Genomic DNA, 25,708 nt, shown 5'->3' on the forward strand with positions numbered 1-25,708 from the left:
TTGACACCAATTCTAAAACCAGAAAAAATAGCGTTGAAAATCATCAGAGCTGTAGAAAAAAACAAGGTTACGATCAGATCCCCATTCATGGTTAAGTTGACGCCATTTCTCAAAGGCGTTTTACCACAGCGGACTTTTGATTTTGTGGCCGGAAAAATATTTGGTGTTTATTCAACCATGGATTCGTTCACAGGCAGAAAGTAGTCAACGTTACTTCGCCATTTCAACCTCCCACTGGGGAGATTTGATTTGTTCAACGATAATGGGATCTAAAGTTGATCTCAGTTCACTTCCTTTTGGAAACATAAAGCTGTAATAATCGGTTTTGAGTGTTTTATCGACTATCACTAATTCATCGTTGTAACCTTTGGTTTTGATGAAGTGATTGAGAATCGGTTTGTCGTAAACAAAGAAATCGAGTTTGTCATCTTTTAGCGCTTCCAGTCCCTCTTCTATAGTTGTGTACTGTTGAAATGAAACTCCGTTTTGAGTCAGCGTTTTTGAGGTGCTCGTGTTTTGAACCGTACCAACTGAAAACTTTTTGAGATCACTGAAATTTTGAACCTGAGCATCGAGTGATTGTACCGTTAATGAGCTGGCAATACTCGCAGTTAAACCACTGATGAGAATGATAGCTGCAAACATCCAAATAAACCCGATCACTCTGCCACCAAAAGTGCGTGGAGACTTATCTCCGTAACCAACCGTAGTCATTGTAACCGCGCTCCACCAAAAACCATCGCCAATTCCTTTTGATCCTTTTCTAAACTCCTCGTTTTTGCCTTTTTCAAAAACCCAAATCAACAGTCCGAATATGAAAATCACAATCACAAGCACGAGCGTAGCCGAAAAGAAATCTGCACTAAAAAGGTTTTTCATCATTTTGAGCATCTCGTTTTCATCTCGTTGAGCCAGTGTAGTTGATGAAATGTAGTAAGGCTGAGAGAAATCCAGTTTCTGCATTCGTTGCGAGGTCACTGTTACGGGGTTTATACTCAAATCTACTTCACCATTTGCTGTTGCGTCAATAAGCTCGTCAATTGTTTCGTATTTGACGTATTCATATTCAGATCCGAGCTGGCCATCAACTAACTGCCAAAGTTCCACGCTCAACCCCTGAATGACGCCCTGATCTTCATAGACAAAGGGCGGAGCCGGCTTAATTCCAACTTTTATTGTCTGTTTTTTTGAGTTGACAGAATCAGCCGCCTTACTAAAACCAACCGTTGAAATAATTGCAAAAAGAGGAATCAAAAAGAACTTGCAGATTTTCATACTCAATGTTTTGAATGACTCAAATCTAATAAAATACGTCTATTCTGCTGTTACATTGATCACTTCATCATTTGTTGTGATAAAAATGCGATCACCTAACTTTGGTTTTAAGATATACTTACCTGAAAGATCACTGAAGGCCGGGAGTATGCCATGGTTCTGACCGAAATAAAAACAGGGCAATTTCATCGATTGGCGCCCTTTCCCTGTGAGTCTTACTCCCGGGTGAATGTGCCCGTAAATATTGTAATGGTCAGATCCTGAGTCGTCAGGCTCATGAGTGAATAGCAACTCATCAGTACGTATTTCAGGAGTGGTTTTGATGTTGTAACGGGCATAATGATGCGGTTTTAGGATGTCATGATTTCCCTCAACCAAAGTGAAATCTACATTTTCAAACGCAGAAACGAATTTTCCAAATTCATCCCATTCAAGGTTGTAAGTACTGTGAAACAAATCACCCAAAAACCACACTTTTTTTGGATGGTGACTTAAGATGAGTTTTTCTAACTGAATTAGATTGTTAAATCTTGCCGAACTCGGAATACCAATACCGTTTTTCCTGAAGTGACTGATTTTACCCAAATGCAAATCGCTAATGATAAGCGTTTTTTTGCTTTTCCATAAAAGCGCTCGCTGAGGAAGAATGTGGAGTATGTTACCTCTTATCGAAATTTGCATGATTCAAATTAACAAAATTAAACCTCACATTAGATATATTTAAAAACTCAACATTTTTGTGTTTATAAGTTAAAAACAAATACTTAATAGTACAAAAAAATAGCTAGTAGGTTTGTCCAAAATGGGGAAATCATGAACAAAAAACTACAACAGCACCATTTTGCGGTGCTATTCACCGCAGCGTTACTTTTTATTTTCGGCCAAAACTCTTTTTGTCAAACTCCGGGAGGTGTTGCTACCACAACAGAGGTTAAATTTTGGTATGACGTTGCGGAATTTTCGTCAGCTCCAAATAACACCTCAATCAGTACCTGGAACAACAAAGGAGGAAACTCTGAGGACGCTACTCAGGGAAATGGATCTGAACAGCCAACATTGAAAAACAACACGTCAAATCAGGTGAACGGTTTTCCCGTAATTCGTTTTGATGGTAGTAACGATGCCTTAGGTATAGCAAATAATAGTGATTTAAACTCAGGAGGCCCATGGGATGAACGAACATTTAGCCTTGCTTTTAAAACAGGAAGTGACGTCTCGTCTCAACAAGTTCTTTACGAAGAAGGAGGAGGAATAAGAGGTTTTTCATTCATTATAGATGGCGGTCAGTTACATGTTTCTGCATGGAATTTAAACAATGATGGTGCTGCTTCTCCATGGGGCCACGAGAGTGATAACTTTAATATATCGTCCAATGAAGAATATATTTTAACTGTCGTTTATGATGGAGGTACCAGTAGTTCAAATGGCACCGTTGATTTCTATTTAAACAGTACTCAATCAAGACAACTCAATTTCATAGGGACCTTATATGGTCACACTGGAGATATTTATTTTGGTTATACAGAAGGTTCTCTAGATCAAAATAGTTCAAGCTTGAATTCTAATCATTACTCTGGTGATATACTTGAGTTCATTGTCGCTGATTATGCCGTTTCAACAAGTGAAAGAAAAATTATTGAAAACTACCTTTCTTCAAAATATGACATCAACATTGGAGCAAATGATTACTATGCTTTTGAAGGTAGTGGCTATTATTTCGATTTAATAGGAATAGGGCAGGAAGCAGGACTGTCGAGTTCATCTGCTCAGGGTGAAGGAATGATTTCACTTTCTAATCCAACATCCCTGGCAAATGCAAATTATCTCATCATGGCTCATAACTCTGGCTCAACAGGTACGTGGGCTACTTCAAACTCTCCAGACGCTGCAAATATTGAGCATCTCAATCAAGAATGGAGGGTTTCTGAAATAGGTGAAACAGGTGATGTTGATGTGACGGTTGATGGCACGCAGCTTCCTTCTCTTTCAGCCGGGTATAAAGTTGGAATCTTAGTTGATGACGATGGTGACTTTACTTCAGGGGCTGAACTTTATGAGTTAGCGAGCTCAGGAAGTGACTATACCGGAACGGTTAATTTGAATAATACTGACTACGTAAGAGTAGCGCAATTCAGAGAGGTTGTGAGTTTCAACGATCAGAACCAATCCAGCTCTGAGAGTGTCAATGCAACGGCAACAGTATCTCTCAATTATGCTCCGGCTCAAAATACGAGTTTTACAATAAACTACCGTACAAATGATGTTTCAGCCACGAGTGGATCTGACTATACAGCCGTTTCAAATGGCAGTGCCAGTGTAACATTTAATGCCGGATCTGATAATCAAGATCTACCGGCTATAACAGTCGCTAATGATGCAACTAATGAACCGGATGAAACCTTTGAAGTGATTTTGGAAAGTGGCTCAGGTTATGTATTAAATGCTGACTCTGTTCTTACTTACACGATCAACGATGATGATAGCCCGTACAAACTGTATTTTGATTCAGATACATCATCAGTAAACGAATCAACTTCGAGTATTTCTATTCCGGTGAAGCTCAATACTCAGAGCCCTGCAGCTGTAAGTGTCGATTACTCAGTTGTTGGCGGAACTGCCACGAGTGGATCTGACTACAACTTATCGTCAGGGACTTTGAATTTTAGTTCCGGTGATACAGTTGAAAATATTTCTGTTTCAATTGTGAACAATACAAGTTACGAGCCCGATGAAACAGTAGAGGTCCAATTGTCAAATCCGTCTGGTGCTGATTTAGATAATGGATCAACTCCATCGGGAACGGGATTTGTAGAGCACGAACTCACGATTAAAGATGACGACTTGCCGGAGGCTGAGTTTGCGAATTCATCAGCTACGGTTTCAGAATCTGACGGTTCTGTATCGCTTACAGTGAATTTATCTTCTTCTTTTTCTCAAAACATTACAGTTGATTATTCTATCAGTGCAGGCTCTGCCTCTCAGGGAAGTGATTATACAGGATCTTCAGGATCAGTGATAATTTTATCTGGTAGTCCTTCAAGTGATATTACAATACCAATTGTGAATGACTGTAACATTGAGAATAATGAAAACTTTACAGTAGATATTACGAATGTTTCACCCGGTACAATTGGATCTACAAGCACTTCAACAATCACTATACAGGATGATGATGTAGGAGGTCCTGGAGGTGTAGGTTGTGCCCTAAAACTGTGGTACAGGCCTGATGCGGGAATAACCGGTGGTAGCTCAGTTTCAGCCTGGACTGATGATTCTCAGGGTGTTCTTGCCACGGCAGCAGCTTCTAATAATGAGCCACAGTTCAATGGTGGAACGAGTGACACGACATTTAATTTTCAAAACTATTTGACATTTGATGGGTCAAATGACAGACTGGGAATCGACTTGTCTTATAACTCCGTTAGCCTTTCTAAAATTTACACGTTCGTTGCATTTAGAACGGATGAGACTGGAGGAAGCTATAATAGCAATTGGGCATTTCTAGATTTCGATAGATCTGAGTTTTTCAATAACTACATAACAGATGACGGAAAGGTAGCTCTTTCTTACAACAGTAATGATATTGAAGGAAGCCCAGGCTTAAATGATAACAAGCCACATATCGGTGGTTTTGTTTTTGATAACTCTTTAAGTGAAGATACAAAACTCTTTGCTGATGGTGTTACTGAGTACTCCAATGATGAAAAAGGAGGATCGTTCCAGGTTGGATCTGGCAGTGTTCGCTATGGTTATATCGGAGATGGATCTGAAGCATCATCACTAAATGGCCAGGGCAATAACATTTATTACAAAGGAGATATAGCTGAGATTATCTATGTTGAAGGGCAAACGCTCAGCAGTTCAGAAATCAATCAGATCCAGAGTTACCTTGCGCTAAAGTACGGGGTAACACTTAATATGTCAGATGATCCTGCTACGAGCTCAATTGATGAGCGCGATTATTTAAACTCAGCAGGGAATACTGTTTGGGATTATTCTGCTAATAGTGGAAATAACTCTGCAATTGCAGGTTTGATAAGAGATGACGGGGCATCGCTTGAAGTTCTCAAAGCGAGATCAGTAAATGGTGGAGCTATATTAACCGGAGAAGTATCATCTCTCAGCGATCAGGAGTCAATAGTGTGGGGACACAACGGCCAGCCGGTTGAAACAGAAAAAAATGAAACAGGTACCTTAACAACCAAACTCAAAAGAGAATGGAGAGCAACTGAGGTAGGACAAACCGGAAACTTAACGCTAAAAGTAGATTTAAGTAATTTAGCTTCCATCCCGTCCAGCAGCAGTGATGTTTATTTGCTTACTGATAGTGACGGAGACTTTTCAGATGCAACAACACTGGCAACGGCTACATCCATAAATGGTTCTGAAGTGACATTCAGCAATGTTGATATTGATGATGGTGATTATTTCACTATCGGTTTTTATGAAGCGGTAATTTGGACAGGATCAACATGGCAAAACGGGAGCGGGTCAGCAAACAGGCCAGCTGTGGCTGATTCAACAAGAAAACTATTCATTAATGGCAACAATGGAAATATTCAGTCTAATGCCACAGTGAAATACGCTGAAATTGTCAACGGAGCTGATATTACTATCCTGACCGGAAATGAACTCACTGTTCAGGAAAAGATAGTCAACAACGGTACAGTTACGATTGAACACACCAGCTCTCTGGTTCAAACTCATTCCGGAGCTAATCAAAACTCTGGTTCAGGAACCTATGAAGTGAAGAAAACAGGGCTGGGAAATCCCAACTACTTCAACCTTTGGAGTGCTCCTATACAATCTGCGAATATCATCAACACATTTAACGGAGTAAATCCGTGTGATGTGTTCGTTTTTGACCCCGCTACACAATTGTATAGCCACGATTTCTCACAGGGCTTTAGTACTACCTGTGCAGGAAATCCGGTTACATTCCAGTCTGGAGATGTGATCTCAGGTGGTGACGGAATTATGGATGTAGCGAGAGGATATTACATTCCGGGTAAATCTGGCGGTTTGAGAACTTTCACCGGGGAAGTGAATAATGGAGATTACAGTCTTTCAGTTCAACAAAACCCAAACCCTTCAACTCCACAGGCAAACTGGACGGGAGATGATTGGAATTTGATTGGGAACCCGTATCCATCATCAATTGATGCTGCAGAGTTCGTCAATGAAAACTCAAGCGTTATTTCTGGTTCCATTTACTTTTGGGATGATGCCGAGTCTGGTAACTTTGATGATGGTGATTTTGCTGTTTGGAATACAATGGGCGGAACGAGTTCACCAAACAGTGCAACATCACCAAATGGAAGTATTGCATCTGGTCAGGGCTTTTGGGTTGTCGCAAACTCAAACGGAAGTGTCAACTTCACTAACGCTATGCGAAATGCTCAAAACGGACAGTTCTTCAAAAATGATCCACAGACTAATCCAAAAGCATGGTTAACACTTGAGGACAGTGCAGGGCTTACCAACCAAATTCTTGTTGGATTTCCTGATGATGCAACGGACGATTACGATGAGGCTTATGATGCTTACAAAGAAGAAGGAAATGAACACATAGCATTTGGTTCAGTACTCGACACTTTAGGGTACGCAATCCAGGGATTGGCTCCGGTTAATCCCGGATCTGAAAAAGTTGTAGATCTCTATTTACGGTCAGAGCGCAGCGGTGAGCGAACCATTCGTCTCGATTCAGCATTAGCGATGGATGATCACACGATTTACCTGCTGGATCGAAAAACCGGAGTTGAACACGATTTATCAAACGGAGTGTTTACTTTCAGTGAAGATTATTCAATTGATGACAAATCCAGGTTTGCACTCATCTTCAAGCGTTCTGAAAGTACTGGAATAAAGGCGCTTGAGGCAAGAGAGATGATTGAAATATACACGAGGGAAAACTTCATTATTACTAAAGTTGAAGCGGGAAGTTCGCTCATTAAAAGGGTAAGTGTTTACGACCTAACAGGCAGGACTGTTATTGAACAAAAAACTAGCGAAAGCATCGTCCAAATACCTTCAGGTAACTTACCGGCTGGAGTTTACGTAGTCGATGTTAAAACAGCTGACTCAGAATCGATTAAACAGAAAATAGTAATCCATTAACAACCATCATTACAAATTAAAGGGGAAATCATGAACAAAAGACTACAACAACACCATTTTGCGGTGCTATTCACCGCAGCGTTACTTTTTGTTTTCGGCCAAACTACCTTTTCTCAAACAGGCCCCGGAGGAGTAAGTGATTCTGCTAATTTAGGCCTATGGCTCGATGCCAGCACGCTCTCATTGAGCGATAATGCATCCGTCACTTCCTGGAGTGACCAATCAGGAAATGGAAACAATGCAGGACAATCATCAAACTCAAATAAACCAACATTTAACGCATCAAGCTCGCTAGGTGGAAGACCTGCGGTACATTTTTCAGGAGGTACTAACAATTCAACATCTGATTATCTTATAGTTCCTGATGATGACAAACTCGATGGATCTTCAGGACTTACTTTTTACGCTGTAGTTAGGCCTGATAATATGGGTAACCCTGATGTACAGGCAATTTACGGGAAAAGACCGAGCCAAAACTCAAACACTGATTGGGCTTACACCTGGTTTTTTTGGAACGGTAATAACCTGTATTTGGATTTGGACAATAACAATAACCGCTTTGCTACGCCCAATTCTTACAGCAGTAACACAAATTACATGCTCAATATGACCTTTGACGGATCGTTGAGCCAGAACCAGAGAGCTAAAATTTACACAAATGGGAGTTTGAGTAAGACAAGTTCTGAAAGCTCTACAACTATTCCAAACAGTAATGTAGACTTATATATTGGAGTAATGGATGATGGTTACGGAAAGTACTTCAGCGGAGACATGGCCGAGTTGATGATTTTCACAAAAGCTTTAAATCAAGCTGAGCGAATTATCATTGACAACTATCTTGGAGCCAAATACCAAATTTCAATCGCTAATGATCATTTTGCCTATGAGTCTGACTTTGGCTCTGGAGTTATCGGAATTGGTAGAGCTTCTGATGGTTCAAGCCATTCGGCTTCTCAGGGAAAAGGAATCTTGAAAATCGAAAACCCGTCTTCTTTGAATAACAATGATTATTTGTTCATCGGTCACAATGATGATGAGCTCGCTACTGTTGATACTTGTGATGCTCCGGGGCTTTATGGTAAGCGGATCAAGCGTGCATGGAAAGTTGGCGAATCCAATGAAGTGGGAACTGTCGATCTCACATTTGACATCAGTTCATTCTCTGATTTCTCATCTTCAGGATCTGACTATGCGCTTCTCGTTAGTTCAAATGCTTCTTTTAAAAATGCAACAACCATTACATCCGGAATTTCATTGAGCGGAAATGAATTGACTATTTCAGGGGTTAATCTGGCTGATGGTGATGTGATCACTTTAGCAACAAACCAATCTGTCAGCTGGGATGGTAGTTCGTGGAGTAACGGAAGTGGATCAGCAAATGCGCCCTCAAGCGCTGATGATTCTAAAAAGTTAGTCATCAACGGCACTTCAGCTTCATTGAATAACAATGCTTCCTGTGAGTGTCTCCAGGTCTTGAATGGAAATGACTTCACAATTAACAGCGGTCAAAGTTTAACCGTTTCATCAGCAATTGACAATGAAGGCACAGTTACCGTTGAACACACCGGCTCGCTGGTTCAAACGAACACCGGATCTGACCAAAATACGGGAAGCGGAAACTTCATTATTGAAAAAGACGGACTTTCAAATAATGCATATTATAACTTGTGGAGTTCACCCATTCAATCTGCTGATATATTGAATACGTTTTCTGGCGTTAACCCTTGTGATGTGTTTGTTTTTGAGTCGAATACTCAGCTTTACAGCCATGATTACATATCGGGTTTTAGTACAACGTGTGCAGGGAACCCGGTTACATTTCAGTCAAGTCAGGTTATTTCAGGCGGAGACGGAATAATGGATGTTGCCAGGGGTTACTACGTGCCCGGTGCTTCAGGAGGTACACGAACTTTTGACGGACAGGTGAATAACGGAAGCTTTTCTATTGGAATTACTCAACAGAGCAATCCAAATTCATCCAATGCAAACTGGACAGATGATAATTGGAATCTTGTTGGAAACCCTTATCCATCATCGATTGATGCCAATGCGTTTTGGACTGAGAATGCCATCGATAACAGTCGCATTTCAGGTGCTATTTATTTTTGGGACGATGCGCAAACCGGTAATTTTGATGACGGAGATTTTGCGCAATGGAATACAATTGGAGCCACATCTTCTCCAAATAACAGCGTTACACCAAACGGGAGCATCGCTTCAGGTCAGGGGTTTTGGGTTGTGGCTGATGCTAACAGTTCGGTACAGTTCACAAACTCCATGCGCAATGCTCAAAACAATCAATTTTTTAAAACGAGTTCACAGTCAGAGCCTAAGCTATGGCTGACCGTAGTGGATAGTGCCGGCCTCACAAACCAGTTGCTCATCGGGTTTCCACAAGACGCTACAGATGGTTTTGACAAAGTTTACGATGCATACAAAGCCGAGGGAAACACACACATCGCCTTTGGTTCAGTACTCGATACTTTAGGGTATGCAATTCAGGGATTGGCTCCGGTAGTTCCGGGATCTGAAAAAGTAGTGGATCTTTATTTACGGTCAGAGCGCAGCGGTGAGCGAACCATTCGTCTCGATTCAGCATTAGCGATGGATGACCACACGATTTACCTTCTCGATAGGCAAACCGGTGCTGAGGTTGAGATTTCGGAATCAGCTTACACTTTCACTTCAAATAATCGAATCGACTCAAAATCGCGTTTTGCTCTCAAGTTTGTTCGAGACGAAGCAACCGGAATCGAAAACGAGAAAACCGATAAAGAGGATCAAATCAAACTCTTTGTTCACGACAATATGATTGAAGCATCTGTAAGAATTGGTAATGCTAAGATCAACCAACTTCAGGTTTACGATATTGCGGGTCGGGAAATGTTAAATGTTAAATCGAATAGTCAATACATTCAGCAACCTGTTTCAAATCTGAATACCGGTATTTATGTCGTTCGAGTTCAGCTCGATAACGGATCTGACCACAAGAAGAAAGTTGTCATTCAATAAATTGAATTTGTGCCAGTCAGGATTCCAAAACCTGACTGGTTTTTGCATCTTTCCAGGGCTACAAAATAACAGTTATCAATATCGCTATAAACCCGCGTTATCACTAAAGTTTAGAAAGGTTCTAAATTAGTTTGTCGTGACAATCACATGACAATAACTCCGCTATTACATAGCATTTTTGCAATGTAATTAAGAGGTGAGGTGAGTTTAGATCGGTTAAAAAGTATAGCGTTTACGCATTCAGGAGTAGGACTTGACAAAGTTGCAAAGTTCTTTATTCCTGAGGATGAATATCAGGAGAGGTTTGTTCCGCACATGGACAACGCAAACCTCGATGAGTTCATGTTCCTTGCTACATGCAATCGATCTGAGTTTTATTTCGCTACCGATAAACCGATCAACAATCACTTTTTACGCACTTTTTACCAATCTCTTTACTCGAACTGGAGTGAAGAAGACCTCGAATGGGCGATTGAAAACACCCAGGTTGTAGATGGTCTCGATTCTGTTCGTCACATGTTCAACGTTGCCAGTTCGCTCGATTCGCTCGTTGTAGGTGAGCGCGAAATCATTACCCAGTTTAGAAAGGCGTATGACAAATTTCAGCGCATGGGTCTAACAGGTGAATATCTTCGCCTTGCAGAACGCAAAACAATTGAAACGGCCAAGAAAGTCTTCACCGAAACCGATATTGCAAACAGGCCGGTTTCTGTTGTCAATCTCGCTTACCGTGAACTCGCTGATCGCTTTCTTTCTTACGATGCCAAAATCGTAGTCATTGGAGCCGGAGTAACAAACAAAGCGATGCTCCACAAGATGAAGAAGCACGGTTACCACGATTTTCATGTGTATAACCGAACGCTTGAAAACGCTGAAAAGCTGGTGAGCGAAGTTGGCGGAAAAGCATATTCACTCAGCGATCTCGAAAAGAATGAAAGCTTTGATGCACTCATTACGTGCACAGGCGCTCCTGATACCATTGTGACTTATGATGTTTACCAAAAGCTCCTATCGGGAAGTGAAGAGATGAAGTACGTTGTCGATTTGGCGATTCCAAATGATTTTGATCTCAATATTCTGGACGATCATAAAGTTGACCTGATCGAAGTTGAAACGCTCAAGAAAATTGCGAAACAAAATCTCGAGCAACGCAAAAGTGCTATTGTTGACTGTGAAAAAATCATTGATGATAAACTCGCTGAGTTTGAAGAAGCTTTTGCTGAGCGTCAAATAGAACTCGCAATGCGTGAAGTTCCCCAGCAAATCAAAGAAGTTAAAGAAAAAGCTGTTGCTGAGGTTTTTGCTAAACAACTCTCCTCACTCGATGATAGTAGCAAAGAAGTGATGAATGAAATGCTGAGCTACATGGAGCGCAAAGTGAATGCGATTACCATGAAAAAAGCCAAGCAAATCATGATGACCAGGAATCGATAATACCCAAATAAAGGTTAAGGCTAAGGCTAAGGTTAAGGTTAAGGTCGAGGGGGCGTTTGAGTTACCTCACATAATCAGCCGGCTCCTCTTCCTTCTCAAAGTCTATTTTGTACGATAATTTGATCAGAGCCTGCCAAAATGTGGGCCTTGAAGTAGCGGTACCTTGAATTTTGCCATTTGTGGGTGTGCCCTCGTATTCAAACTTCATTTCACTTTGGTCAGTGAAACCGGTTGTGTAGCCAAATTGAGTGCTAAGGCGCAGGACATCAAAAAGCCTGAATTGCGGACCAAAAGCCGTGAGAAATAACACATTCATGTTTCGCTTTTTGTTGATTTCAGTGATTTCATAATTGAAAAACTCACCGGTTGATCTATTAATTTGCTCATATTGTTCTAAAAAAAATGTTGTAGGATAACCGATGAAGCTGAATTCCATACCACTAGTAAATAGTAGTCTTATTTTATCACTATTTCCCAATGAAATGGAGTAGTTTGCTCTAAGCGGAATATTATGTAGGTGGTATGGCTTGGCACCAATCGCTGGTGCTAAATAAGCGAATGTAGGTTCAAATGTAATATTGTCTTTACGGTAATTATACCCGGTTTCAACGGAAAAATGCTCATTGAAAAAGTAACCAACAGAAAACCCGATCATGCCATTGGGAGAAAAAGAATTGTTGATGTATTTGCCACTTTCGTTGATTTGGATTTGTGGCTCACACAAAGCAGTTTCAATAGTGAAATTCAATCCTTTTTGAGCGTGAAGTGCAACGCTCAATGTCAGGAAAGTGCATAGGAGTATGTGTCGTATTCTCATTCTTGAAATTGTTTATTCAGATAAACGTGAAAGGTGAGCATAACCCCAAGCCTGCCGGTTGATATATCATCGGTGTATTTTTGGGATTTATATTGACTTATTGTTTGACCTTTAAAATGATCACGGAAACGCATAAATGCATGTAGTCTTAATTCAATAGGTCTTGTATTTTGCTCATTAACCCACCAAACTTTACTAGCTGCGGCATTTAGTGAAAGATTTGCAGAATTAATGTCACTTACTTCAAACGATGTAACAACAGGGTAATTGACACCAGTAAGCTCGTGTGTGTAGCTATATCTCGCACTACTAATTTCATCAACTCCAATTCCAAATAATAAAAAAGTATTTGACCATAGTTTCTTTCTCAATGAAAGATTGAGATAATATCCAGAAAAAAAAAATAAGCCAGCTCCCTGTGTTGTACCAAATTTTTTGTTTTCAATTTCGTAAGAAATTTTTTGAGAAAAAGAAAAACTTTTCAAAGCACCTGAAAGCTCAAAGGAAGTGAAGTTGTTTATTTTAAAGTTCTTTCCAAAGCCAAATACTGGAGTTGGCAATGGTAGGGGCGAGTATTGGAAAGGACCTTGATCATTAATAAAAACGCGGGGCTCTGAACAAAGCCCCACGTATAAATATGAATTATTGTTTTGACTTAAAGAGCTCTTGTAAAAGAAAAAAATTAATAAGTATATTAACAAATATCTCATTAATTATATATTACAGTTAATTGAATACGAATTATTAACTAAAGAAATAGAATGTAGTTCGCCTTTAGTCCAAACTAATAGCCCCCAATGATTAAAACCAGTAGTTTGTCTTGATTTATATTCTCTATCACCACCTAAAGAGAAATATTTTGATTTTCCATCTTCACAGTCAAGTGTTGGATAAAGGTATCCCTGAAAATATGTTCGCAAACTTTTGTTATTTCTAGCCCACCATGACCACCACAAGAATTTTTTCTTACGATAAGTAAAAGTTCGGGCCTTAGAGTGACTACCCCATGGATAAAATCTTAATGTTAGTTTGCCTTTCATTGCATAGTTACTGTTGAAAGTTTCTCTAAAGTCTTTATCTTTATCAGTGTTTTCACAAGTATTTGCTGTTTTACCAAAATAACTTTCAGAGAAAAGAAAAAGATCATCATAGTTTGAAGGGTTTACATCAACTTGGTTTGATATATTTTCTCTTTCACTATGGTTAATATTATCAGTGTAATATATATCTCCATCATTTTGAATCATAAAAAGAGTATCGTTAATAAAAATCTCTCCATTGTCAGATATTATTGTTCTAAGAATCTCATCTTGAACATAATAGTTGTCGTGAGGCCAGTCGGAATAATCTAAAACACTGTCTGCTAGCCACGTGTCCTCTTCTTGGTAAATCTTTTTTCTTAGTGAAGTATAACCACTAAAACTATTTTCAAATTGAATTAGAATTTCATTCTCATTATAACCAAGAGAGTCGCCTATAGAATCAGCATAGTTGTTTTCTTCGAGAAGTTCTTCATAGGTATTAATAAAATCACTAGCATGGTTTTTATGAGAACTTTCTAAACAGTTATACGCATCACGAAAGGTTTGTCTGGAAGAAAACTTAAGTACATTGTCTTCATAGTTGATGTCAGGAAGACAGCTAATTTCGGAATTAATTGTGGTTGGTTTAGAAGTGGGGGGTACAGTTTCGTCCTTTTGGCATGATAAAAAGATTGTGGACGCAAAAAATAGGGTTAGTAATTTTGTGTAATTCATAATAGATAGTTTTAATTTGTGAATGATGTTTAGCGAATCTATAAATAATAAACCACACTCAAAAAAGAAGTGGGTAAATAATTGATTATCGTACTAAATGAACAACCCCATAATAATTGGTAGTCGCGGTTCAGATTTAGCTCTTTGGCAGGCTCGTCACGTTCAGAGCCAGCTCGCAGAACTGGGCCACAAAGCCGAGATAAAAATCATCAAAACACAGGGCGATAAAATTCAGCACCTCAGTTTTGATAAAATGGAAGGCAAAGGCTTTTTTACGAAAGAAATCGAAAATGCTTTGCTGAATAAAGAAATCGATCTTGCCGTTCACTCGCACAAAGATCTCGAAACAACAAATCCTGAGGGACTTGTCATAGCAGCCGTTTCAGAGCGCGAAAATCCGGCAGATCTACTTCTCGTTCGCAAAGATTGTATCGATCAGAGCCAGAAGTTCGACCTCAAAAAAGATGCTGTCGTGGGAACATCATCTGCTCGTAGGAAAGCACAGATTTTACATTTTAGGCCAGATGTCTCAATCGAGGACATTCGAGGAAATGTCAATACACGCGTACAAAAATTGCGTGATGGAAAATTCGATGCAATTCTCATCGCTCTTGCCGGAATCAAACGACTTGAATTCGATCTTTCAGACTTACACGTTGTAGAAATGGACCCTACCGAATTTGTGCCGGCTCCGGCTCAGGGAGTTCTCGGTTTGCAAGTGCGTGAAGATGATTCTGAAATTATTGAAGTGCTCAGGAAAGTCGACAATGAAGAAGTCTCACAGCGCGTAAAAGTTGAACGCGGAGTGCTCAAAATTTTCAACGGAGGTTGTCAGCTTCCGCTCGGAGTTTATTGTGTTAGAAAAAACGGAAAGTTCGTAGTCGATGCAGCTATGGCTGAAGAGTGGAATACAAAAGTTGCCAAATTGCATTTGGAGAGCGAAACAGCTGAAGGTATGGCGCAAAAAATAGTGGACGGACTCAAAAAGCAATTATGAACAGAGTTCTGATTACGAGGTTGCCACAGCAAGCTGAAGAATTTACCCGGCTGTTGAAAGATCAGGGATGCGAGGTGGAAACGATTCCGTTCATCGAAACAATCGATATTCCGCTCGAAACCATTCCACAAACCGATTGGGTGTTTTTCAATTCTCCCCGTTCTGTACAGCACTTTTTTCAGAACCTGAAGAAACCGTTTTTCGCGAAATATGCCGCTCTTTCAAATGGAACGGCAAAAGCAATTCACGATCACAACCAAAAGGTGAGCTTCACCGGTGGAGACGATTCACAGCAAACCGTTGAGCAATTTGCCGGCATGCTTACGGAGAACGAAACTGTGCTCATACCGCGATCAGATAGAAGCGTGAGACGACTTCAGCGGGTACTCGGATCTGACCGTTATGTTGAACTCATCGCTTACAAAACGAGGTTACTAAACAAAAAACTGGACGCTGATTTTGATGTCGTGGTTTTTACCAGTCCGAGCAATGTAAAAAGCTATTTTGAATCTGGAAACGAACTCAAAAAATCGAAAGCAGTAGCTATTGGAAACACAACATCTGAGGAGTTAAAAGCATTTGGAATCACCTCATTAATCGCTGACGGATATTCGCAAAAACAACTTGTGATGGCGGTTTTGAAAGCAATACAGGAAAGCTGAATAGCTACTTTTCAATACGTCAGGCACATATCCTATTTTTCCCTTACATTTGAACTGACTTAAAAAACTGAATCAAATGAGATATTCCCTACTCGTAGCAATAGGTCTTTTTACAGGATTGACAGCATTTGCGCAAAATGAATCCTACGAAAAAGTTAAGCAGGAAATAAAAACAGAAGAACTGAATCAGTATCAGCAACATCTCAACGAGAAATTTGAAAAGTTCAATGAGCAGGTTGAGGAATTTGCCAGGAAATATGGCAGGTCAGCAGTTTTTAATATTGAAGATGATGGTACCGTTTCTCAGTTGATAGGATTTGACAAAAGAGGATTTCCTATTTATTACATCACCGATAATGTAAATGCTGCAATTTCGATCAGAACCGATTCAGTGATGCCGGGTATTCCGGGGTCGTTTAATTTGACGGGAAATACGATAACAATTGGTGAGTGGGATGGCGGAGATGTGCTGGACACTCATCAAGAGTTTGGTAGCAGAGCTAACAACAACGATAATGGCTCAACAAGTAGTCATGCTACGCATGTTGCCGGTACCATGATTGCTTCAGGTGTAAATCCATCTGCAAAAGGGATGGCCACAGCAGCAAATCTTGAAGCCTGGGATTTTGGTGGTGATGAACCAGAGATGACCGGTTTTGCAGGTGCTGGTAATATTCTAAGTAATCATAGTTATGGAACTATTACAGGATGGAGATATGTGAGCTCACAATCTACATGGCGCTGGTATGGTGACACAACAATAAGCGCTAATGAAGATGATAATTTTGGTCGTTACAATAGTACAAGTGCAGATTGGGACAGTATCGCAGTATTGAATCCGTATTATTTGATGGTGAAAAGTGCGGGAAATGATCGCAATGACGGGCCAAATAACCAACCTGTAAATCATGAGGTTTGGGACGGTTCAGGTTGGGTGTCTTCCTCAACTATTCGTGCGCAGGATTGCCCTACAGGATACGATTGTATGTCCTCTTCAAGTGTTTCAAAGAATGTGTTGACTATCGCAGCCGTACCAGATGTACCCAATTACACTGGCCCTTCAAGTGTGAATATGTCATCTTTCAGTGGCTGGGGCCCAACTGACGATGGAAGAATCAAACCAGATATTTCTGCTAATGGAGTTGCGCTTTTGTCATCAGATGACGATAATGACTCAGATTACTCTACTAAGTCAGGAACTTCAATGTCTGCTCCATCAGTAACCGGGTCAATTGCTTTGTTACAGGATTTGCAGGACAGTCTTTACAGCTCGTTTTTGAAATCTGCTACGATGAAGGCTCTGATCATTGAAACAGCTCTTGAAGCTGGTTCTGCTCCCGGTCCGGATTACGAATACGGTTGGGGACTCATGAACACAAAAAAAGCGGCTGATGTTATTGCCGGCTCTATTAATGATACAATTCTCGAAGAAAGTTTATCAAACACATCAACATATACGCTCAATGTTTCATCTGATGGTCAACAACCATTGAGCGCTACCATTGCATGGACTGATGTTGTGGGTGATGTGACTTTTTCAAACCCTTTGAACAACCCTGCTTTGAAACTGAAGAATGATTTGGATTTGAGAATTATAGGTCCAAACGGAACGGTTACATATGATCCGTATATTCTGGACCCTTCAAATCCGTCAAATGCTGCAACTACAGGCGATAATTTTAGAGATAATGTAGAAAAAGTGTATATCGCAAATCCGGTTGCAGGGAATTATACAATTGAAGTAACTCATAAAGGAAACCTCATCAACGGCCCTCAGGATTTTGGTCTCGTTGTAACAGGGAAAGCTCCTTTCACACCAACCTCAGGGCCGCCTACTGCAGCTTATACAGTTTCTGATTCTGTGATTTGCGTAGGCGAAACTGTGACTTTTACTGATGCGAGTACGGGTAATGTTGTATCTCAATCGTGGACTTTTAACGGAGGTACGCCAGGTATTTCTACTGCAGCTAATCCACAGGTTTCTTATGCTGCTGCAGGAAGCTATGATGTTCAACTGATTGTGACGAATGCATCAGGTGTTTCTGATACGATTACAAAAGTGAATCACATAACAGTTGATACCGTTCCGCAAGTCAGTTTTACTTTCCTCAATGATCTTTGCGTCAATGCAGGAGATTATCCGCTAACAGGAAATGCCACTCCATCTGGAGGAACATTCACAGGGCCCGGTGTTTCAGGTAACCTGATCGATCCGGTTGCTGCGGGATTAGGTTTTCACGATATCATTTACACTGTAACGAATGGCGTTTGTTCAGCATCAGATACTGCTACAACTGAAATAATTTCGGTTCCGACCATCAGCCATCCCGATGTTGGCCCTGTTTGCGATAATACAATACCTTTCACGCCTCAGGGCGGAACTCCGCCTAACGGAGATTATACCGGTCCCGGATTTACAAACAATATTTTCTATCCAGATTCAACATCAATTGGAATTGACACAATTGCGTACAGTTTTACTGACTCAAATTCCTGTACAGTTGTCGATTCATTTACAATTGAAATGGTTGCCGGACCTAATGTCGTGGTGAACGACACGCAAGTTTGCGAGAATGTTGGCTCTTTCGTGATGAACAATGCTTCGCCTACTGGCGGTACATTCTGGGGATCGGGAATCGATAGCACCACAAACACATTTGATCCATCAGTAAACGGTGTGGATACTACAGTTTTTTATTACTCAGCAAATACGGGTAGTTGTACTGCCCAGGATAGCGGATTTATCGTGGTTGACTCAGCACCCAATGTGAGTTTTACTCTTCAGAGCCAGTATTGCCTGGGTACCGGAACGGTTGATCTCAGCGCTGTAGCGTCACCGGCTGGAGGTACTTTCCAGGGGCCCGGAATTACGGGGTCTACTTTTGATCCCAATGCTGTTGGAGCAGGTAGCTACACCATTCAGTATTTGGTGGCAAATCCTAATGGCTGTGCCGATAGCGTTTCGCAATCGTTTACGGTTGCTTCGTGTGGGCCACAGGCTCAATTCCTCGCATCTGATACGGGAATTTGCCTGGGCAATTCAATTGAATTTGAAGATGTGAGTTTAGCTGGTGCTGTTGACAGAACATGGTTCTTTGAAGGAGGAAATCCAACTAACAGTACCAATTCAATTGTCAATGTTACGTATGATACGGTTGGTGTTTTTGATGTAGTACTTATAGCTGAAGATACAGCAGGAGTCTTTGATACCTTGACTCTTGTCGATTACATCCAGGTTGACTCTGTTGTGCAGCCTCAAATCAACTTCCTCAATGATGTTTGTATCAATGCAGGTCAAATATTCATGAATGCCACTCCATCAGGAGGTGTTTTCTCCGGATCATCTGTTTTTGGAAACTTCTTTGACCCAGATACAGCCGGAATTGGCTTTGATACGATTTACTACGAATATACGAATGGCGTTTGTGCAGCTTCCGATACACATGTGACTGAGGTTGTACCGGTTCCGACCGTAACGCATCCTGATCTCACTGCAATTTGTGAAGGAAGTGCGCCATTTAATCCAAACCTGGGAACTCCGCAGGGTGGAGATTACACAGGAAACGGGTTTTTTAATAACATTTTCTACCCCGATTCAATGGGTGTTGGAACTGATACAGCCGTTTATTCATATACTGATACAAATGCCTGTACAGTTGTCGATACCTTTGAAGTGACAGTTGTGCCGGGCGGTAGCGTTTCACTTGCTGATACTTTAGGTATTTGCGACAATGCAACTCCATTCACCTTGAATACAGGCTCACCAGCCGGTGGTGTTTACCTCGGTAGCGGAATCGATACTGCAACCGGTATTTTTGATCCATCAATGGTCGGACCCGGAATTGTTTCGTACCAGTATTCAGCCAATGTAGGAGGTTGTGTGGCTACTGATACAGCAGTTATTGAAGTTGTTGGTAGTCCGCAGGTGAGTTTGAGTCAGCAAGCACTTGTTTGTGCAGGGGCTGATACTGTTGACCTCGATGGCGGATCTCCACTGGGAGGTGTTTACTCAGGTGCCGGTATAACGAATAATCAGTTTGATGCATCTGCAGTAGGGGTTGGAAACTATCTCATCACTTACACTTATACTGATTCCAACATGTGCCCGGCTCAGGACACAGCTACTTTGAGTGTTGTGAGTAACATTCAGGTCACTATGAGCGATTCGGCTGATATTTGTTCAACGTCTGAAAGTTTTGATCTGATGCTCGGTGATCCGTTCGGTGGTGTGTATAGCGGTCCCGGAATTGTGAATTCAGGTAAAAAATTTAAGCCTCAAAATGTTGGTGCCGGATCGTATGATATCATCTATTCTTATGATACCAACGGATGTTCAGGAGTTGATACGGCAACGCTTGATGTTATTCAGGGTCCAACAGCTTCGTTAGATCCTTTTGCTCCTGTTTGCGTGTCTCAGGATACACTCGAACTCACAGGTGGTAGTCCGGCTGGCGGAGTTTACGATGCACCCGGAATAGACAGCATTTACGTGTTCCCATCACAACTCGGTGAAGGAATTTACGATATCGATTACACCGTAACCGATACGTCAACCGGATGCTTCTTAACAGTAACGGAACCACTCGAAGTGACAGATGGAAATTCTGAAATTGGCGGATTGGATACTGCGTATTGCGAAAATGACGGACCAGTTACCATGTCTGGCTCACCGGCTGGCGGAACTTTTGCCGGAGTGGGCGTATTCGGAGTAACATTTGATCCGGATTTAGCAAATGACGGACTCCACAGAATTGAATACCGTGTAACGCAAGGTTGTACTGATACTGCTACAAAATGGGTGCGCGTTCACCCCGCTCCCGTTGTAGATTCAATTCAGGGATCTATAGCGGCTGTTCAGGGAAATTCTTACACGTATTTCGTGGCAGCGAATAACGGTACCGGCTACAACTGGACTGCAAATGGCGGAACGATCACAAATGTGAACAACAATGTGATAACAGTTGAATGGGGTACAGGCTCTGTTGGCTCGTTGATGGTGACACAAACAAACCGCTTTGGATGTATGGATACAGCAACCTTAGATGTTGATCTGTTCCCACTGGGTGTTGCAGTTGCCAAACAAATCGACAAGATGTCTATCTATCCGAACCCAGTTCGCGATATGTTGACGATCAAAGGCTCGCTCGATGAAAGAGCTACAGCAACTTACCGCTTGATGAGTATCACAGGACAAACACTCAGAACCGGAAGGTTTAACAACCCGCAAAATGTCAACGAAAGAATTGATGTTAGCGATTACGCAAGCGGTATTTACTTCGTGGTAATTCAATCTGAAAACTACACACGAACTGAGAAGGTTGTTGTGCAGTAGATAGTAGGAAATATTTGAGATTCTAATTGGGCGAATGTTGTAAAGCATTCGCCCTTTTTGTTCTCAACCTCTTCTTCAACCAGGCATTCGCTAAAATGGTGCTGAGAATGAGCAGCGCTCCACCATAAAAACCGAGTGACATGCGTTCGTCATCACCAAAGAATAAAAGAGCGAGCAGAATCGAATAAACGGGCTCCATGTTGATGCTGATGCTCACTGTAAAAGGAGACAATTCGCGCATCACATTCACGCTGACCACAAAAGCGTAAGCCGTACACACAACACCTAAAATGACGAGGTAAATCCAATCGTTGAAAGTGGGATCAACTTGCCAGGGGTAATATTCTGTTCCAAAAAGTGAAAAGAGCGTAATACCTATTGTCCCACCCAGCATTTCATACATCGTGATGTTGCGTGGCTTTTCTCCTTTTGAAACGAGTTTTCCGTTGATTGTGGTGAAAAGTGATGCGGTAAATGCCGATACGAGCGCTGTGATGATTCCCCATGTGTACTCTGTTTCAAAGTTGAAGATCATCACTAAGCCGGCAACTACGAGTCCGCCAAAGAGGATTTCATACCAGATGATCCTCCGCTTGAAAAACAACGGTTCCAAAAATGAGGTGAAAAGCGTGGCTGTCGCAAGGGTTGCCAGTGCTACGGAAACAGTAGAGATCTTGATCGCGTGAAAAAACGTAATCCAGTGAATGGCGACAATAAATCCTACTCCAATGAACTGGAGCACGCGTTTGGGTTCGGTTCTGATCGAGAATTTTATGGCTTTCAAATACACGAAAAGCGACACAAACGCGATCAGCATTCTGATCCACACAATGCTAAAAGCATCGATTGAAATGAGCTTCCCTAAAATTCCGGTAAATCCCCAAAAGAGGATGACCATGTGTAAAAGAAGGTGATTTTTATACGGTAAGATCTTTTTCGTCATCTTCATCAAAGCTGGAAACACCACCCGATACAATGAATTTCATCACGTCAGAAGATTTGGCGTTTATCGGTTTTACATTCTTACTATCTACAATGAATACATTGCCTGAAAAGTTGTAAGAATGTGGCAAATAAACAGCTACTTTTTCTTTTGAGATGCCGAGAATTGATAAATCGTCTTGTGTGACAAACCCGAGTCGTTGTAAGTTGCTTTCATCACTAAGGATTACAATAACGGGTTGGCTGAACTTTTTCTTTTGACCAACGAAGGCTGTAAGTAAATCAGAGATGGACTGGTAAATTGTTTTGATGAGCGGAGCTCTGTTGAGCAATTGTTGAAATGCCACTTTTATAGGACGTAAAATGATTGTGTTACCAAGTAGCCCCAGGAGAGAGAGTAGCACGAAAATGATCAACAAACCGGCACCGGGAAAAAGGTTGAACGGAATTAATCCGTCAATTAACACAATGAGCTCGATTAGTATGTAAATGGTAATTGCAAGTGGGGTCACAAGCAACAAGCCCTGGAGGAAATAACTAAAAGCCTGTTTGAAAAATGGTTTCATTTGATTCCTAATTCGCGTCTAGTCTTCAAAGGTAATTTTTGCGCGATTAATAAGTAGGAATCATCAATCCATTTTTTGAGAAGTTTTCGTGATGTTACCACCAAACTCAACCGTGTTCCAGTGCTTTTTACTCATGTGATAGCCCGGCTTTACCTCAGGATATTGAGCTCTGAGTTCTAAAGCTTCATCAGGGTCACATTTGAGGTTGATGCTCTCGAATTTATTGATATTGACCAGAGCGAACATTTTACCGGCTACTTTGAAGACAAGCACTTCATCATCAAAGGGCATACCTTCAGATGTAGCCGGTTTGGCTAAACAATAGTCCCTTAGCTCTTCTATGTTCATCTTTACTAATCAGTAATTATGAAACAGGTTTATGCAATTATTCGAAATCAGCCCGAGAGAAGAAATCGAAAAACGCTGAACTTATTTTACCGGAATACGCGATGAATCTTTCACAGTTGAAAGAATCACGCTGGAACGCATCTGACCAATTTCCTCTATGCGGCTCAACTTATCGTTTACGAGTTTGTCGTACTCAGCGATGTCTTTTACTAACACCTTGATGTAGTAATCAAAATCACCGGTTACCTGCTCGCATTCGATAATTTCATCAATTTCGTTGATTTGATCCAGGAACTTTTGAACTGCATTTTCGATTTGACGAACCAAACTAACCTGAATCACGATTTTTAGTCCGTAGCCTAATTTTTCGTGGTTGAGCTTGGCGTGGAAACTATCTATGAAACCATTACGCTCGAGTTTACGAACGCGCTCTAAGGTGGGTGCCGGAGACAACCCGATTTCCTTTGAAAGCTGAAGGTTTGTGATGCGGCCATTTTCCTGTAAAACCTTCAAAATCATTTTGTCAGTTTCGTCTAAGGCCATTTTTGTGTTGAAGTTAATCGTTGTCATACTATTCTACACGTAATTTATACAAGATTGGTTTGCTCGGTACAGCATCATTTTTAAATCCGCTTACCATTAAGTTCAAAAAATAAAGGCCATCACTTATAGAATCAGGTGCAAATATCATTTCAGTAATGGTGGCGTGAAAGCGCGTATTATTTGGGTGTTGCCAAAATGTGTGGTGCCCCTTGAGAGCTCCTCCGTCACTTTCTCTATCAACAGAGGGTTGATCCACTAAAAGGTGGTCTATTTTGTTTTCAACAATGTATTCCATCGCCTCTTTGCTGAAGTATGGAGGATTTGTATTGCTGTGTGTTTTATGCGTTTTTTCTGCGCTGTTAGGTTTGGTTCTGACCACGAGTGCTTTTATTCCATTCTCGATTTTCCCTTCCAGTAAGTCCTTTTCAATAACTAAATCTTCTCTGTCTTGCTTTGGCTCAACAGTTAGCAATTGAGCAGCAAAAAAGAAGTTTTTGAGATGGTCGTTGATCGAGTAAACAGTTTTGTCGATGTGACCAACGCACTCGGTATGAGTTCCATGCCCGTGCGGATTGAAAAAAATATTGTTGAAATTGACACTTCCGCCCTGGGCTACTGCGCCAACAAAACCATCAGCTTTTACAGGTTCAATTTTGGGCGGATCTACATACCAGGCTCGGGGTCCGTCAGCTGAAATAGGAATGCTTATATCGATCGGGTTGTCGAGATCAGCAATGTAGCGTTTGTCGTTGATTTTAAGCGAAAATTCCATCAATTGTCAATTTTGAATAAACTGGCAGCTATGTGGTCAGCGATAAATTTTCCTTTACGGGTTAACGTCAAAATTCCGGCTTTATGTTCCACTTCCTGCCGATTTAGAAAAGGTTTAACTTCTTTTATGATTCGGTCCAGTTCTTTTGAGCCAAAATGCTCTTCAATAAAACCGTAATCCAGTCCCCAAATAGTTCGCAGTCGGGTTAAGATATAATCGTTGAGCTTGTCTTGATTTGTGGTGTTTTCCCATTTAGCGGGAAGTTCACGTTTTCCGATTTTTTCGAGATAGCGTTTGTTGTCAGCCGGGTTGAAATATCGGTCAGAGCCATCATAACCATGTGCCGATGGTCCTACTCCCAAATATTTCTTGCCGAGCCAGTAGCTGCTGTTGTGCTTGCTGTACTCGCATTCGCGGGCGAAGTTTGAGATTTCGTAGTGGACGTAATCATTGCTTTTCAGTTCATCCATCAGGTAAGTGAATTGGGCGAGCACCTTTTCGTCTTGCGGAATTTGAACTCTGTTTTTCTTCACCTGGTAAGCGAGCGGGGTTCCCTGCTCAACGGTGAGGTTGTAAGCTGAAATATGCGGAATATCGAGAGCGATTGTTTTTTGCACATTTTCCAGCCACTGCTCCATGTTGAGTTTTGGCAATCCGTAAATCAGATCGAGTGTGATATTGGACAAATCGTAATCCTGAGCGCGCTTCAAAGCATTTTCTGCTTCCTGCGCAGAATGTGTCCTATTCATCCATTTTAAATGTTCATCAAAAAACGATTGCACGCCAATGCTCAGCCTGTTGACTCCGGCTTTTTTGAGCTGCCGGAGTTTCTCATCAGTGAGGTCATCGGGGTTTGCTTCGAGCGTGATTTCCGGTTCATCGATGACATCGTAAATCTCGAAAACGCTCTCGATAAGCTGGCGGAGTTCCGGTTCTGACAGTAAAGAAGGTGTTCCCCCTCCAAAATAAATAGTCTCTACACGGTCAGATCCAAAAAAATCACGTTGCAATTCGAGCTCTTTTTTGAGCGCTTCTACCAATTGTGGCTTATCGCGAAGGTGCGTTACAAAATGAAAGTCACAGTAATGACACGCCTTGTGACAAAACGGTATGTGGATATAAACACCTGCCACG

17 protein-coding genes and 1 pseudogene are annotated in these 25,708 nt (G+C 41.3%); 7 read left to right on the forward strand and 11 right to left on the reverse strand.

Going from position 1 to position 25,708, the window contains the following annotated elements:
• Positions 1–204 (forward strand): annotated as a pseudogene (locus RI557_RS06885) (short-chain dehydrogenase); the annotation flags it as partial.
• A gap of 6 nt (positions 205–210) precedes the next feature.
• Here RI557_RS06885 and RI557_RS06890 read toward each other — a convergent pair.
• Complete coding sequence (locus tag RI557_RS06890) at positions 211–1,275, reverse strand: transporter substrate-binding domain-containing protein (protein ID WP_310682918.1); 1,065 nt, start codon at positions 1,273–1,275, stop codon at positions 211–213.
• A gap of 39 nt (positions 1,276–1,314) precedes the next feature.
• Entirely contained in the window at positions 1,315–1,956 is a 642-nt protein-coding gene (gene pdeM, locus RI557_RS06895) for a ligase-associated DNA damage response endonuclease PdeM (RefSeq protein WP_310668725.1), read from the reverse strand.
• Positions 1,957–2,088: 132 nt separating this feature from the next.
• Here pdeM and RI557_RS06900 point away from each other — a divergent pair, with 132 nt between their 5' ends.
• The 3 genes from RI557_RS06900 to hemA all read left to right on the forward strand — a co-directional run bounded on the left by RI557_RS06900 (position 2,089) and on the right by hemA (position 11,838).
• Positions 2,089–7,392, forward strand: a complete 5,304-nt coding sequence (locus RI557_RS06900; RefSeq protein WP_310682920.1) for a Calx-beta domain-containing protein — start codon at positions 2,089–2,091, stop codon at positions 7,390–7,392.
• Positions 7,393–7,422: 30 nt separating this feature from the next.
• Positions 7,423–10,404: a LamG-like jellyroll fold domain-containing protein gene (locus RI557_RS06905; RefSeq protein ID WP_310682922.1), complete on the forward strand. Its 2,982-nt coding sequence runs from the start codon at positions 7,423–7,425 to the stop codon at positions 10,402–10,404.
• 201 nt (positions 10,405–10,605) lie between these two features.
• Positions 10,606–11,838 carry a glutamyl-tRNA reductase gene (gene hemA / locus RI557_RS06910; RefSeq protein ID WP_310682924.1) on the forward strand — a complete coding sequence of 411 codons (1,233 nt, stop codon included), beginning with the start codon at positions 10,606–10,608 and terminating at the stop codon, positions 11,836–11,838.
• Between the two features lie 61 nt (positions 11,839–11,899).
• On the opposite strand, the gene RI557_RS06915 is transcribed toward hemA, so the two are convergent.
• From RI557_RS06915 to RI557_RS06925, 3 genes are read right to left on the reverse strand one after another with little or no spacing between them, the layout of a single operon-like run.
• Positions 11,900–12,655, reverse strand: coding sequence for an outer membrane beta-barrel protein (locus RI557_RS06915; protein ID WP_310668721.1), 756 nt, complete (start codon positions 12,653–12,655; stop codon positions 11,900–11,902).
• Entirely contained in the window at positions 12,652–13,365 is a 714-nt protein-coding gene (locus tag RI557_RS06920; protein WP_310668720.1) for a hypothetical protein, read from the reverse strand. The genes RI557_RS06915 and RI557_RS06920 overlap by 4 nt, the downstream gene beginning before the upstream one ends.
• A gap of 3 nt (positions 13,366–13,368) precedes the next feature.
• Entirely contained in the window at positions 13,369–14,412 is a 1,044-nt protein-coding gene (locus tag RI557_RS06925) for a hypothetical protein (RefSeq protein WP_310668719.1), read from the reverse strand.
• Positions 14,413–14,509: 97 nt separating this feature from the next.
• Between RI557_RS06925 and hemC the strand changes: the two genes are divergently transcribed.
• The 3 genes from hemC (at position 14,510) to RI557_RS06940 (ending at position 21,403) form a co-directional block, all read left to right on the forward strand.
• Positions 14,510–15,409, forward strand: coding sequence for a hydroxymethylbilane synthase (hemC, locus tag RI557_RS06930; protein WP_310668718.1), 900 nt, complete (start codon positions 14,510–14,512; stop codon positions 15,407–15,409).
• A complete protein-coding gene (locus RI557_RS06935; RefSeq protein WP_310682934.1) occupies positions 15,406–16,071 on the forward strand; it encodes a uroporphyrinogen-III synthase in 666 nt (221 codons plus the stop codon). Before hemC ends, RI557_RS06935 begins: the two co-directional genes overlap by 4 nt.
• Before the next feature lie 76 nt (positions 16,072–16,147).
• Positions 16,148–21,403 carry a S8 family serine peptidase gene (locus tag RI557_RS06940; protein WP_310682936.1) on the forward strand — a complete coding sequence of 1,752 codons (5,256 nt, stop codon included), beginning with the start codon at positions 16,148–16,150 and terminating at the stop codon, positions 21,401–21,403.
• Between the two features lie 22 nt (positions 21,404–21,425).
• Here RI557_RS06940 and RI557_RS06945 read toward each other — a convergent pair whose 3' ends face one another.
• The 6 genes from RI557_RS06945 to hemW all read right to left on the reverse strand — a co-directional run bounded on the left by RI557_RS06945 (position 21,426) and on the right by hemW (position 25,707).
• Entirely contained in the window at positions 21,426–22,346 is a 921-nt protein-coding gene (locus RI557_RS06945) for a DMT family transporter (RefSeq protein ID WP_310682938.1), read from the reverse strand.
• Positions 22,321–22,911 (reverse strand): DUF502 domain-containing protein, encoded by a 591-nt coding sequence (locus RI557_RS06950; RefSeq protein WP_310682940.1) that lies wholly within the window; start codon positions 22,909–22,911, stop codon positions 22,321–22,323. The genes RI557_RS06945 and RI557_RS06950 overlap by 26 nt, the downstream gene beginning before the upstream one ends.
• Before the next feature lie 63 nt (positions 22,912–22,974).
• Positions 22,975–23,259 carry an MmcQ/YjbR family DNA-binding protein gene (locus tag RI557_RS06955; RefSeq protein ID WP_310682941.1) on the reverse strand — a complete coding sequence of 95 codons (285 nt, stop codon included), beginning with the start codon at positions 23,257–23,259 and terminating at the stop codon, positions 22,975–22,977.
• 81 nt (positions 23,260–23,340) lie between these two features.
• Entirely contained in the window at positions 23,341–23,829 is a 489-nt protein-coding gene (locus RI557_RS06960) for an Lrp/AsnC family transcriptional regulator (RefSeq protein ID WP_223274585.1), read from the reverse strand.
• Between the two features lies 1 nt (position 23,830).
• Entirely contained in the window at positions 23,831–24,574 is a 744-nt protein-coding gene (locus RI557_RS06965; protein ID WP_310682943.1) for a cyclase family protein, read from the reverse strand.
• Entirely contained in the window at positions 24,574–25,707 is a 1,134-nt protein-coding gene (hemW, locus tag RI557_RS06970) for a radical SAM family heme chaperone HemW (RefSeq protein WP_310682945.1), read from the reverse strand. The genes RI557_RS06965 and hemW overlap by 1 nt, the downstream gene beginning before the upstream one ends.
• Position 25,708: the final 1 nt, after the last annotated feature.

The organism is Salibacter sp., from assembly GCF_031581065.1.
Taxonomy (GTDB): domain Bacteria; phylum Bacteroidota; class Bacteroidia; order Flavobacteriales_G; family Salibacteraceae; genus Salibacter.